Origin of the sequence: Pseudomonas wuhanensis (assembly GCF_030687395.1) — a bacterium.
Classification (GTDB): domain Bacteria; phylum Pseudomonadota; class Gammaproteobacteria; order Pseudomonadales; family Pseudomonadaceae; genus Aquipseudomonas; species Aquipseudomonas wuhanensis.
In genome coordinates, this window is sequence record NZ_CP117430.1 from 4,587,614 (window position 1) to 4,601,314 (window position 13,701).

Annotated in this window: 1 protein-coding gene; it reads right to left on the reverse strand. The window is 63.2% G+C overall.

Annotated elements, in window-relative coordinates; translation table 11 throughout:
• Nucleotides 1–37 precede the first annotated feature (37 nt).
• Nucleotides 38–13,696, reverse strand: coding sequence for a non-ribosomal peptide synthase/polyketide synthase (locus PSH88_RS21200; RefSeq protein ID WP_305483364.1), 13,659 nt, complete (start codon nt 13,694–13,696; stop codon nt 38–40).
• Nucleotides 13,697–13,701: the final 5 nt, after the last annotated feature.

A 13,701-nucleotide genomic window follows, 5' to 3' on the forward strand; every position in this document is an offset into this window, starting at 1 on the left:
TGACAACGCCCCCCGGCAATGATTAAAACCCCGGCACTCAGCCCACCCGTGCCATGCAATGCTCGATCAACGCTTCAAGCTCGCGTTGATAATCCTGCATGAACCGCTCCATGGTGCTGGCCCGATAACGCTGGGTGCTGTAGATACAACGCAGCGCCAATTGGCCGTCATACACCTGGCCGACAACCTCCAGCCAGTTGCCCAGATTGGCCTGCAGGCTGTAGTTGTCGCCGGTTTCTTCCAGCGCCGGCACCAGTAGGGCCTGCTCGTCGAAGCTCTGATCGAACTGCCCCAGATAGTTGAACGTCACCCGTGCCTGCCGCAGATCGGCCAATTGGCGGGCCAGTTGCGGGCCGGCCAGGTGACGCAATACGCCGTAGCCGATGCCCTTCTGCGGGATGGCCGCCAACTGCGCCTGCACATTGACGATTGACGCACCGATGTCCGTGCTGTCGGGGGTGAGCCGGACCGGGAACATGCTGGTGAACCAGCCCAGGCTGCGACTCAGGTCGATGTTCTCGAACAGGTCCTCGCGACCATGCCCTTCCAGCAAAATCAGCGCCGACGGCTGTTCGCTCCAGCGACACAACGCCCGGCTCAGGGCCGCCAGCAGCAAATCGTTGATCTGCGTGCGATAGACCGCCGGCGCCTGTTTGAGCAACTGCTCGGTGTGCTCGCGAGACAACTTGAGCCGCGCCTGGGCCTGGTGACGCACCTGATTCTTGCCGCGACGGTTGTCGCACGGCAGGTCGACGCCCGGCTGATCCAGTTGCTCCAGCCAGTAGCCCAATTCCTGCTCGGCAATCACCGGCGCCTGCGCCTGCAATGCTTCGGCAAATGCGCGATAGCTGCTGGTGCGGATCGGCAGTCGCGGTTCGACGCCCATCACGCAGGCCTCGTAGGCCACCTTCAAGTCATCGAGCAAAATCCGCCACGATACGGTGTCGACCACCAGATGGTGGATGACCATCAACAGCCGCGCCTGGCCGTCCGGCAAGGCGATGTGCACCACACGCCAGGCCGGTCCATCGTCGAGTTTGAGGCTGCGCTGAGTCAGGTTGGCCAAGGCTTCGACCTGCTCACTGCTCTCGACCTCGCGGCGCCACAGCACCGGCTCGCGGCGTTCGGTCGGTGCGGCATAGCGCTGCAACCAACGCCCGCCTTCCTGACAGAAACGCAGGCGCAAGGTGTCGTGATGGTTTTCGATCCAGCCCAGCGCCTGTTCCAGGGCATCCAGATCCAGCGTCTGACGTGCACTCAGCAAAAACGACTGGTTGTAGTGATGAGACTCGGCCATGCCCTCGGCAAAGAACCACTCCTGAATCGGCAGCAGATTGAACAACCCTTCACTGGCCACATGGGTGAGGTCCACCGACGGTTGCGCGGTGCCCGCCTTCACCACGTCCTGTTCGACGATACCGGCGATGGTCTGGTAGCGCATCAGATCGCGCAGCTTGAGTTCCATCTGCAAGGTCGGGTGGTTCCTGACCCGGGAAATCACTTGCAGACTCAGGATCGAGTCGCCGCCCAGTTCGAAGAAGTTGTCGCTGATACCGACCTGCTCCACCTGCAACACCTGCGACCAGATGTCCGCCAGCAGTTGTTCCTGCTGATTACGCGGGGCGACGTATTCCTCGCTTTTGAATTCCGGCTCGGGCAATGCCTTGCGGTCGAGCTTGCCGTTGGGGGTGATCGGGAAGGCACTGAGGCAGACGATCTGCGCCGGCACCATGTATTCCGGCAAGGTGCTGCGCAGTCCGGCCTTGAGTTCATCGCCCAACTCCTGCCCGGCCTCGGTGACGACGTAACCGATCAGTTGCTTGCCGGAAGCATTGTCCCGGGCGATCACCAAAGCGTCGCTGACCTGCGCCAGTTGCCGCAGGCTGGCCTCGACTTCACCCAGCTCGATACGGAACCCGCGCACCTTGACCTGATGGTCGATGCGACCGACGTAATCGACCACGCCATCCTGGCGCAAACGCACCAGGTCGCCGGTGCGGTACAGCCGCTCGCTGCCGGCAAACGGGTTGGGCACGAAGCGTTCGCAGGTCAGGTCCGCCCGGCCGTGATAACCACGGGCAACCCCGTAGCCACCGATGTACAACTCGCCGGCAAAACCTGGCGGCAGCGGATTCAGCTCCTCATCCAGCACATACAGCGAACGCGCGCCCACCGCCCGGCCGATCGGCGCATAAGCCGCTTCACACTGCTGGCTCACCGGCACTTTCCACAGCATCGGCGTGACCACGGTTTCCGTCGGGCCATAGCCGTTGGTGAAGTACTCGGGACGCAGCGCCGCCTTGACCTGTTCGAAAGTCTGGTCCGGCACCGCGTCGCCGCCGAAGCAATAGATGCGCACCGGTGGCGGTGCAATTCCGCTGGCTGCGGCGTACTCGGCCAGTTGCTTGAGGTAGGCTGGCGGGAAGCAGGCGATGGTCACGCCATATTCGTGCAGTGCCTGGTAGGTTTGCTCCGGCGTCCACAGGCAACCGTCCCGCACCACCAGCCGGCCGCCGCTGTACAGCGTGCTCAACCAGCGTTCGTGGGCACCGTCGAAGGCGAACGACATGAAGTGCAACTCGCAACTGCGGGTGTCCATTTCATACAGTTTGGCGATGGCCTGACAGTGCATGCTCAGCGGTCCCTGGGTAACCGCCACGCCTTTTGGCCGCCCGGTAGAACCCGAGGTGTAAACCAGATAAGCCAGCCCGTGCTCCAACACCCGGCACTGCGGCGTCTCATCGGAATAACGCGACTCGTCGAGGTGATCCAGCTCAAGGCGCAACAGGCCCTCGGGCGCCGGTAACGTCGTTCGCAAACTGCTCCGGGTCAGCAGCAGCGCCATGCCCGAATCTTCGATCATGTACGCCAGACGCTCCGGCGGATAATCGATGTCCAGCGGCACATACGCCGCGCCGCTTTTGAGCACGGCGAGGAAGCTGACGACCATTTCCAGCGAACGCGGCAGGGCCACGCCGATCACCACTTCCGGCCCTGCGCCGTGTTCGATCAGGCAGTGGGCCAGACGATTGGCCCGGCGTTCCAGTTCGCCGTAACTCAGGCTCAACCCGGCGCATTGCACCGCAATGGCCTCGGGCTGACTCAGTGCGTGTCGGCTGATCAGCTCCGGCAACAGTTGCGGTTGATGCTCCGCCGGCGGTTCGGCGCTCCAGGTTTGCATCGCCTGCCATTGCTCGAGCGACAGACGCTGCAGGTTACCCAGGCGTTCGTAAGGCGCGCGCATCATCGCCTCAAGGGTGTTTTCCAGGGTCAGGCGAATTCCTTCCACCGCCTCGGCACTGAAGTGGCTGCGCAGGTACAGGTATTCGATCGACAGTTCGTCGCCGAGCGTCACTGCCAGGTCCATCGGCACGTTCGTCACGTCATGGCCGATGGATTTGCCGAAGCTCAGGCCGGTGTCGTTGTCCTCTTGCAGGCGGTCGTCGATCGGGTAGTTCTCGAACACGATGATGCTGTCGAACAGCGCCTGCCCGCCCAGGCCGGACCAGCGTTGCACGTCCGCCAACGGCACCTGGGAGTGGTCGCGGATATCCAGGTTGTAGGCCTGGATCCGGTTCAGCCAGTCTGCCAGAGGCTGATCCGGTTCCAGCGTCTGAATGATCGGCAAGGTGTTGATGAACAGACCCAGCATGTTGCCGACATTGGGCAAACTCTCGGGACGCCCGGACACCGTGGCACCAAAGGTCACGGTGTTTTTCCCGGTGTAGCGCTGCAACAGCAGCAACCATGCGCCCTGGATCAACGTGTTCGGCGTAATCCGCAGATCGCGGCAGAACTGCAGCAGACGACCGGTCTGTTGCGCGTCCCAATGGGAGTAAATGGCGTTGTGGCCGGGCTCATCGGACACATGCCGTGGATGGATGGCCTGGCTCAACGCCGTCGCCTCGTTGACCGGGGCCAGCCGGGCTTTCCAGAACAGCTCCCGAGCGTCCTGGTCCTGGGCTTGCAACCAGGCGATGAAGTCGCGGTAGCGACCGTTTTCAGCGCTGATTTGCCCCTTGGCGTAGTGCTGGATCACCTCACCAAACAGCCGCGAGCTGCTCCAGCCGTCCATCAGGATGTGATGACTGGTCCAGACCATCCGGTACTGATCTTCAGCGGTGCGAATCAACAACACTCGCTGCAGTGGCGCACGGGTCAGCTCGAAGCCTCGCGCGCGGTCCTCGGCGGCCCGCGCGGCGATGTCCGCCTCGCTGGCGTCGCGATCGCGCCAGTCGAGCACCTGCAAATCGAGCGTCGCCTGACGCTGGACAATTTGCAGCGGTTTGGCCAAGCCATCGTGCCAATGGAAGCTGGTGCGCAGGATAGCCTGACGCTCGATGACCGCCTCCCAGGCCTTGCGCAAACGCTCAACATCCAGACCGCCCACCGGCAAACTGATCTGATTGACGTACAGGCTCGAACCATTGTCCGACAAGGTGTGGAACAGCATGCCCTCTTGCATCGGCGACAGCGGATAGATGTCTTCGATCCGGGACGGGGCGACCGGCAAGGTATCCAGTCGGGACTGATCCAGATGCGCCAACGGGAAGTCCGACGGTGTGACTCCGTGGCTGTCCGGCTGGCAGCAATGCTCGATCAGCAGCTCCAGTTCCCGGGCGTACTCCTCGGCCAGGCGTTCGATGGTCGAGGCGTTGAACATGTGCGTGCTGAACGACCAGCCGACACTCAACTCGCCGCCGTACACCTGACCATTGAGCGTTAGCCAGTTACCCAGCAGCGCATCGTGACTGTGCTCTGCGCCCTTGCCTTCGCCGGCCGGCACAAACAAGGCACCGCTCTGGCTATCGAAGCTGCCATCGAACTGGCCCAGGTAGTTGAAGGTGATACGCGGTGTCGGCAGGTCCCGCAGCGACGCCTGACAAGCCTCGTCCCCCAGATAACGCAGCACGCCGTAACCCAGGCCACGATCCGGAATCGCGCGCAGTTGCTCCTTGATTTGCTTGATCGAGCCGGCCAGCTCCTGGGTCGGGGTCAATTTGACCGGGAACAGGCTGGTGAACCAGCCTACTGTGCGGGTCAGGTCGAGGCCGTCGAACACATCTTCACGACCATGGCCTTCGAGCTGAATCAGCACCGACGACTGTTCGCTCCAACGGGCGATCACCCGTGCCAGCGCCGTCAGCAACAGGTCGTTGACCTGTGTGCGGTAAGCCGCCGGGGTCTGTTGCAGCAGTCGTCGGGTCAAGGTCGGGTTCAGGCGACTGTAAAGCGTCAAGGCATGACGGCTCTGCAGGCTGCCCTGGGGATTATCTTGCGGCAGCGGCGCGCCGTCCGAGCGCTGCGCCTGCCAGTAAGGCAGTTGTCCAAGCAGCGATTCACTGCGGGCGTGACGTTGCAATTGCTCGGCCCAATGCTTGAAGGACGTGGTCTTGGCCGCCAATGCCAACGGTTCGCCGGCCAGTAACTGGCGGTAGCTGCCCTGCAAATCCTCCAGCAGGATCCGCCACGACACACCATCGACCACCAGGTGATGAACGATTAACAACAAGCGCTGTTCGCCCTCGGGCAACTCGAACAACACCGCGCGCAACAACGGACCTTGTTGCAGATCCAGGCTGCGCTGGGCGTGTTCGGCGACGCGTTCCAGGTGGGCGGCATCACTGACCGTTTCCAGCCACAACGGTGACAGGCGCTGTTGTTCCACGGTCCGATAACTTGCCGACCATCTGCATGGGATTTCGGTGAAGCCCAGGCGCAGGCTGTCGTGATGATCGATCAGTGCGTGCAAGGCCTGCTCAAGCGTCGCGGCCAGCAGAGGGGTCAACGGTTTGAGCAACACCGACTGGTTCCAGTGATGACGCTGCGGCAAGGGTTGCTCGAAGAACCATTGCTGAATCGGCAGCAAGGGTGTCTCACCTGTCACCGGGCCTTGATCGGTGGGTGCCAGGGCTTTGCCGAGCTGCGCGACAGTGGCCAGCCCCTGGACGGTCTGCTGCTGGAACAGATCCTTGGGCGTGAAGCTGATGCCCTGCTGACGCGCCCGGCTCACCACCTGAATGGAGATGATCGAGTCGCCGCCCAGGGTGAAGAAGTTGTCGGTCAGGCCAACCCTATCGAGTTTCAGAATGTCCTGCCAGATCCCGGCAATCTGCTGTTCCAGCGCGGTGCGCGGTGCCACGTAATCGCGCTGCAGCGGGTTGGCGTCCGGGGTCGGCAAGGCCTTGCGGTCGAGTTTGCCGTTGGGGGTCAGCGGCAGTTGTTCGATGAACAACCACTGCGCCGGCACCATGTAATCCGGCAGGTGCGCCTTGAGTCCGGCCTTGAGCGCTTCGCTCAGATCGTCCTGCTGTTGCGGGCTCAGATCAGCCTGCGTCGGCACCACATAGGCCACCAGTTGCTGGCCGCTGTGGCCTTCCATCGCCAGCACCACGCCTTCGCGCACGGTGTCGTGGGCCAGCAGGCGCGCTTCGATTTCACCCAGTTCGATACGGAACCCGCGCACCTTGACCTGATGGTCGATGCGGCCGACGTATTCGATCACCCCGTCGTCACGCAAACGGGTCAGGTCGCCGGTGCGGTACATCCGCTCGCCGTCGCTGGCCAGCGGGTTGGGCACAAAGCGTTCAGCGGTCAGGCCCGGACGGAACAGATAGCCACGGGTAATGCCGTCGCCGGCCAGGTACAACTCGGCGGCAACGCCAATCGGTGCGGCCTGCAACTGGGCATCGAGCAGGTGCGCGGTGGTGTTCACCAGCGGCCGGCCGATGTTGGCCTGGCCGCCGGCTTCGCGGCGGGTGCAGGTCGAATAGGTGGTGTCTTCCGACGGCCCGTACAAGTCGTAAACGTGCGCGACCGAGGTCTGCCGGTACAGCGTGTCCACCAGCGCTTGCTTGAGCGGCTCACCCGCAAGATTGATGATGCGCACGCCCTGCGGGATCTGCCCGGTGCGCTGCAACGCCGCGATGGCCGACGGCACGGTGTTGATCAGGCGCACCTGATCGCGCTCCGGCAGGTCCGGCAATTCCAGGGCGTTGCGCGCCATGATGATCGAGCCACCGCGGGCCAGGGTGACGAAAATCTCCCACACTGACAGGTCGAAGCACACCGAGGTCGAAGCCAGCACACCTTGCAGGTCTTGCTCGCTGTACACCTCGCGGGACCAGTGGATCAGCGCCTGCACGTTGCGATGAGCGATCGCCACGCCTTTGGGTTTACCGGTGGAACCGGAGGTGTAAATCACATACGCCAGGTTGGCGGAGTCGATCTCGCCTTCAAGGTTGTGCGGCGCCTGATCGGCAAAGCTCACGCCGCCAGCCTCGACAAACACCACCTGCGCCTGGGTTTCAGGCAACTGCGACAGCAAAGGCTGCTGCGTCAGCAACACCCGCGCCTGGCTGTCGTCGAGCATGTAGGCCACGCGATCCGCCGGGTAGTCCGGGTCCAGCGGCACGTAGGTGCCACCGGCCTTGAGCACCGCCATCAGAGCAATCACCAGCTCAGCGCAACGGGGCATCGCCACGCCGACGCGGACTTCCGCACCGACACCCAGGGTTTGCAGATGACGGGCCAATTGGTTGGCGCGGCGGTTGAGTTCGGCGTAGCTCAGCTCGGCACCAGCATGGCGCAAGGCAATCGCCTGTGGCCGCGCTTCGACCTGGGCTTCAAAGCCCTGATGGATCAAGGCCTGGGCCGGGTATGGCGCGTGATGGTCGTTCCATTCGGCCAGAGTGCGCAGCTCGGTGGCCGGCAACAGGCCGATCTCGCCCAGCACCCGTTGCGGTGCATCGAGAAACTGACGCAGCACTTCTTCCAGATGAGCGGCCAGGTCGACAATACTGCGCTCGGCGAAGTGCTCGGTGAGGTAGTTGAAGTCCAGGCTCAACACCTCGCCGGCACCGGCGATCAGCGTCAGGCCGTAGTTGGTTTGCTCACGGTGTTCGAGACCGCTGAAACGCAACCCGCCCGGATTGGCCTCCAGGGTGTCGGACACCGGGTAGTTTTCAAACACCAGCAACGTGTCGAACAACGCTTCGCCGTTGAGCGCGGCCAGGCGTTGAATGTCTTGCAATGGCGTCTGTTCGTAATCGCGCAGCAGCAGGTTCTTGTCCTGCACGCCGCGCACCCAGTCGCTGACGCTGCAGGTCGCTTGCGGGCTGGCGATCACCGGCAGGGTATTGATGAACAGGCCCAACTGTTGCTCGATGCCCGGCAGGTCCACCGGACGACCGGACACCGTCGCGCCGAACGCGACACTGCTCTGCCCGGTGTAGCGCTGCAACACCAACAGCCACGCGGCTTGCACCAGGCTGTTGAGCGTCACTTGCTGCTGGCGCGAGAAACCGTTGAGGCGCTGGGTGAAGGCTGCGTCAAAGGTCAGCTTATGCACGCCTTTGCCGGGGCCGGGCACGGCTTGCCCGTGGCAGGCCGAGGCCAGCCGCGTCGGCTCGTCCAGTTCAGCCAACTGCCCACGCCAGAAGGCCTGCGCCGCGCCCTTGTCCTGGCGTTGCAGCCAGGCCAGGAAGTCGCGATAACGGCCCTGGGCACTCGACACCGGATGCCCGGCGTAATCCTGCAGCACTTCGCCAAACATCCGCGAGTTGCTCCAGCCGTCCATGAGAATGTGGTGGCAGGTGAAGATCAGGCGATGACGATCATCGGCGGTGCGCAGCAGGCACAGGCGCAGCAGCGGCGGGTTCTGCAAGTCGAAACCGCGTTCGCGATCAGCCAAGGCACGGGCCTCAAGCACGGCTTGCAGATCCGGTTCGGCGCGCACATCCACTTCCGGCATTTCCAGGGTCAGCTGGCGATAGATCACTTGCAGCGGTGTATCGAGGCCGTCGCGGCCCCAGATGAAACCGGCGCGCAGCACTTCATGACGATCCACCACCCGCTGCCAGGCTTGCTGGAAGCGCGGTACATCCAGACCGTCGATATCCAGCAGCATCTGATAGACGTAAGCGCTGGCATCGGCGTCGTACAAGCTGTGGAACAGAATGCCCTGCTGCATCGGCGCCAGCGGGTAAATGTCTTCGATGCGCTGCGCGGCGATCGGCAGGCTGTCGAGGTGAGCCTGAGACAACCCGGCCAGTGGCACATCGGAAGGGGTCAGGCCGCCGCTCGGATGGCTCAGGCAATGGTCGATCAACTCGCCCAGCGCGACTTCATACGCGCGGGCCAGTTTGTTGATGGTTGCCTCTTCGAACACGTCACCGCTGTAGGTCCAGGTCAGGCTCAATTGCCCCTGGTAGACGCGGCCGTCGATGGTCAGCCAGTTGCTCATCGGCGCCTGTTCGTCCTGGCCTGCGCCCTTGTCTTCGGTGGCCGGCACCCACAACGCGCCCTCGTCGAAGTTGTTATCGAACTGGCCCAGGTAGTTGAACGTCACCTTGGGTTGGGACAAACCGCTCAGGGCCGCCTGTGTATCGGCGCTGCCCAGATAACGCAGCACCCCATAGCCGATGCCCTTGTTCGGGATCGAACGCAGTTGTTCCTTGATGCCCTTGATCGACGCTTCGAGGCTGGCCTGCGGCGTGAGGCGCACCGGGAACATGCTGGTGAACCAGCCCACGGTACGGCTCAGGTCGAGGTCGTCGAACAGGTCTTCGCGACCATGCCCCTCGAGCTGCACCAGGGCGCTGTCGGCAGCGGTCCATTCACACAGCACCCGGGCCAGTGCGGTCAGCAGCAAATCGTTGACCTGGGTGCGATAGACCGCCGGTGCCTGTTGCAGCAGCTGCCGGGTGCGCTCGGCGTCCAGACGCGTATCGACGCTGCGCTCGAAGCGGTTCTGCAATTGTCCCTGGGGATTGTCCAGCGGCAAGTCCACCGGTGCTTCGGCCAGTTGCCCGCGCCAGTAATTCAGTTCGGTTTCCAGCCCGGCGCTGCGCGCATAACCTTGCAGACGCTCGCCCCAATCCTTGAACGCGGTGGTCTTGGCCGGCAAGCGCAACGGTGTCCCGGCGCTCAGTTGCTGATAAGCGGTTTGCAGGTCTTCCAGCAGGATCCGCCACGACACACCATCGACCACCAAATGGTGGATCACCAACAGCAGCCGCTGGCTGGCATCGGGCAAGTCCACCAGTGCGGCACGGATCAACGGGCCGGCGCTCAGGTTCAGGCTGCGCTGCAACTCCAGGCACAGCGCCGGCAAGGCCTCGCTGTCTGGCAATGCCACGCTGCGCAGTAGTGCGTTGGGCTGATCGACGGCGGCATGTTCCTGCACCCACTCACCTGCGGTCTGGCGATAGCGCAGACGCAAGGCATCGTGATGCCGTTGCAGATGTTCCAGGGCCTGTTCCAGCGCCGCCGCTTGCAGCGGTTCGGCCGGGGTCAGCAGGATCGACTGGTTCCAGTGCTGACGCTCGGGAATGTCGGTGGCGAAAAAGTACTGTTGAATCGGCGTCAGCACAGCCGTGCCGAGCACATCACCTTGCATCGCCTGCACCGCATCGCTCTGCTGGGCGACGGTGGCCAGGCGTTGCACGGTCTGGTGCTGGAACATGTCCTTGGGCGAGAAGCGGATGCCCGCCTGACGCGCCCGGCTGACCACCTGAATCGAGATGATCGAATCGCCGCCCAATTCGAAGAAATTGTCGTTGAGCCCGACCCGCTCGACTTTCAACACGTCCTGCCAGATCTCCGCCAGGCGTTGTTCGAGTTCGCTGCGCGGTGCCGCATAAGCCTCTTGCACTTGGCTCACATCGGGGTTGGGCAGTTGCTTGCGATCGAGCTTGCCGTTGGCCGTCAGCGGCAGGCGTTCGAGGAATACCCAGCTGACCGGCACCATGTAGTCCGGCAGGGTTTCACGCAATTGCGCCTTGATCGAATCGCGCAGGCTGGCATGGGCGTCCGCTTCCATTGGCTCGCTCGGCACGATCCACGCGGCCAGTTGCTGCCCACTGAGCCCTTCGACCGCCAGCACCACGGCTTCACGCACCGCGTCATGGTTGAGCAATTGGGTTTCGATTTCCCCCAGCTCGATACGGAAACCGCGAATCTTCACCTGGTGGTCGATACGGCCGATGTACTCGATCACACCGTCGCCACGCAGCCGCGCCAGGTCGCCGGTGCGGTACAGGCGTTCGCCGGCCAGAGGGTTGAACGGGTCCGGAACGAAACGGGTGGCGCTCATGCCCGGCTGGTTCAGATACCCCCGCGCAAGCCCGGCCCCGGCGATGTACAACTCGCCGATGCACCCTTGGGGCACCAGGTTCAGCGCGTCATCGAGCAAGTACCACGACAGGTCGACAATCGGCTCGCCGATCGGGCTGCTGTGGCTCTGTTGCAAGTCCGCCATGGACAGCGGACGGTAGGTCACATGCACGGTGGTTTCAGTGATGCCGTACATGTTGATCAGGGTTGGCGCGCGGTCGCCGAAACGTTCGAACCACGGGCGCAGGCTCTGCACTTCCAGCGCTTCACCGCCAAACACCACGTAACGCAGCGCGTGATTGCGCGACGAGGCACTGGCCACTTGCATCAGCGGTTTGAACGCCGACGGCGTCTGGTTCAGCACCGTGACCTGTTCGTCGCAGAGCAAGGTGTAGAAGTCTTCCGGCGAGCGGGTGACATCGTGGGGCACCACCACCAGTTTGCCGCCGTGGAGCAGCGCGCCGAAGATTTCCCAGACCGAGAAATCGAACGCGTAGGAATGGAACAGGGTCCAGCTGTCTTCGGGGCCGAAGCCGAACCAGTGATCGGTGGCGCTGAACAGGCGAATGACATTGCCATGGGGCAGCAACGCGCCCTTGGGCTTGCCGGTGGACCCGGAGGTGTAAATCACATAGGCGAGGTTGTCCGGGTTGGTCCGGCATGGCGGGTTGGCCGTGCTGCTGTCCTGCGGCGCTTGATTCAAGTCCAGGCAAGCCAGCCCCGGAGGAATCGGCAACTGCGCCAGCAGATGCCCTTGAGTCAGCAACAACTCGATCCCGCTGTCCTCGATCATGTAACGCAGACGGTCGTCGGGATAGCTCGGGTCCAGCGGCACATAAGCGCCACCGGCTTTCAGCACGGCGACGATGGCGACGATCATGTCCAGCGAACGTTCCACCGCCACGCCCACCCGCACATCGGGGCCGACGCCACGGGCGATCAGCTGATGCGCCCATTGGTTGGCCCGGCGATTGAGTTCGGCGTAGGTCAGCCGTTGCCCGGCGAACACCACCGCCGGCGCCTCCGGATGACGCTCGGCCTGAGCCTCGATCAACTGATGAATGCACTGGCTGACCGGATGCACCACCGGGCTCGGGTTCCAGTGCGCGAGGAGTTGCTGTTGCTGCGCGTCATCGAGCACTGGCAATTGGGCAATGCGCTGGGTCGGGTCCTGCACGATCGCCCGCAGCAGGTTGCACCAATGCTGCGCCAGACGCTCGATGGTCGCCGGTTCGAACAGGTCGGTGGCGTATTTGAGCACCGCTTCAATGCCATGGGCCTGTTCGGTGGTGTTCAGCACCAGGTCGAACTGCGCGGTTGCGCTTTGCCATTCCAGCGGCTCGATGCTCAACCCGTTCAACCGAGTCTCGACGCTGATCCGACTTTCGGCCTGGTGATTGAACATCACCTGGAACAACGGGCTGTGACTCAGGCTGCGTCCCGGCTCCAGGGCTTCCACCAGTTGTTCGAACGGCAGGTCCTGGTGCGCTTGGGCTTCCTGGGCGGTTTGCCGAACCTGACGCAGCAGATCGACGAAGCTGGCTTGGCCGTCGACATCCGCCTTGAGCACTTGAGTGTTGACGAAGAAACCGATCAGACGCTCGATTTCCACCCGCCCACGGTTGGCCACCGGCACACCGACGCGGATGTCGGCCTGGCCGCTGTAGCGGTGCAGCAAGGCCTGGAACGAGGCCAGCAACAACACAAACAGCGTGACGTTTTCCCGGCGGGCGAAGGCCTTGAGTCCATCGCTCAGGGCCGGGTCCAGAATCAGGTTATGGCTGGCCCCGGCAAAGCTTTGCTCCACCGGCCGCGCACGGTCGGCGGGCAGCTCCAGCACCGGTTGCTCGCCACCGAGCTTTTGTTGCCAGTAGGCCAGTTGACGTTCCTGTTCGCCGGCCTCCATCCACTGCCGCTGCCACAGGGCATAGTCGGCGTATTGAATCGGCAGGGCCGGCAGCCCGGTGTCGTGCCCTAGGTTGAAGCCGGCATACAACTGCACCAGCTCCTCGATCATCACCTGCAACGACCAACCGTCCGAGACGATGTGATGCAGGGTCAGTACCAGCACATTCTCCTGCGGGGAGACTTGCAGCAGGGCCGCGCGCAACAGCGGGCCGGTCTGCAAATCGAAAGCTTTCTGGCTCTGGGTCTGGACGAAGGCCTGGATCGACGCTTGCGGGTTAGCCGCCAGTTCAGGGTTCAGCTCGTGAATATCCAGGGCAAACGAGCCTGCGGGCAGGATCGTTTGCAAGGGTTGCCCGGCGTCTTGAGTGAACACCGTGCGCAAGGTTTCGTGACGTTCGATCAGCGCCTGGACGCTGCGCTGCAACGCGGCCACATCCAGCGGCCCCTGCAAGCGCAGGGCCGTCGGAATGTTATAGGCCGCGCTGTGCGGCGCCCATTGCCAGAGAAACCACTGGCGCTGCTGAGCGTAGGACAGCAACAACGGCTCTTCAGGCGTGCGCTTGAAAACCGGGGCAATGTCAAAAAGGTTGACGCCTTTCTGCTTGAGCAGAACCGCCAGAGCCTTTCTTTGCTTAGCCGAAAGTTGTCCTACCGACTCGATTAACTCTTGCACGCGTT